The following is a 975-nucleotide window of genomic DNA, read 5'->3' as shown; positions in this document are numbered from 1 at the left end:
GCCCGCCAGCGCCCGAAACCATCATACCAATGGATCGCAGGCCGACGATGCACTAACAATCAATTTGGACCAGTCAGATGAGGCTGCTCAGCATCCTCTAATTCTGCAAGTATCTTCGCTGTGTAAAGCCCGAGATAACCGCCCCCGGAAAGCGCTAGAATTCTAAACGGCATATTGTCTAAATAATGTGTGCTTCTCGCAGCGCAACACCTCATGTAGAGATGCCACTGCAATATTAAAGTTACTTGCGAGTTACTTTTGCAACTTTTAGGAGCACAGTCCAGTCGAAAATCAGATCATTAGTGATTGCTTTCATTGGCGCACCGGAAAGGAACAACCTAGGGTCAGGGTTCGTTCCTGTTTCATAGCTAGAACATAGCGGTTGCGGCGAGGGCGATTATAGGCAGAAACACTTAATCGCAATTGTCGCCAGTTGCCTCCAGTCCTTAAGCCTTCCGAATACGATCTCAATTCTGTTGTGCCGTTTGTGTCGGCGCATGTCATACTTGATGGGTGTCGTTCGTTGCTTGCTACCAGGGATGCAGGCACCTATGCCTGTGTCTTTCGACGCTTCTCTGAACCAATCAGCATCGTAGCCGCGATCCCCGAGCAGCCAATCGACTTTTGGCAGGCTGCTCAGCAATGCCCGTGCGCCGATGTAATCGCCGACCTGCCAGTTGTGACGAACAGGTTCAGCGAGCCCTCCCGGCTGTCGCAGATGGCAAGAAGCTTCGTGTTCACACCGCCCTCGGTTCGACCAATCCGACTGCCACACCCCCTTCTTGACCCGAAGACTTGAGGCCGTGCGTTGCGCTTTGAGATATGTGGCGTCGATCATCACAGTCTTTTGCTCGCTATGATCGGCAGCCGGTCCGACCATCATCTTGTTTGACGTCAGCGCCAATGGGACAGTTTAGGGTGATTTGATAAGAGAGGGTTTCTGGCACATCGTAACCACCGAGGAGTGGAGATGAG

General features: G+C 52.1%; 1 protein-coding gene. It reads right to left on the bottom strand.

All coding sequences use genetic code 11. The annotated features are described in order from the left end of the window. Positions 1–397 precede the first annotated feature (397 nt). Positions 398–838: a transposase gene (locus ACR0NJ_RS21255; RefSeq protein ID WP_480819083.1), complete on the bottom strand. Its 441-nt coding sequence runs from the start codon at positions 836–838 to the stop codon at positions 398–400. Positions 839–975: the final 137 nt, after the last annotated feature.

Source organism: Ruegeria sp. F11 (assembly GCF_056533855.1).
Note: the sequence above shows the minus strand (reverse complement) of the source record. Positions and strands in the feature narration are given on the sequence as shown.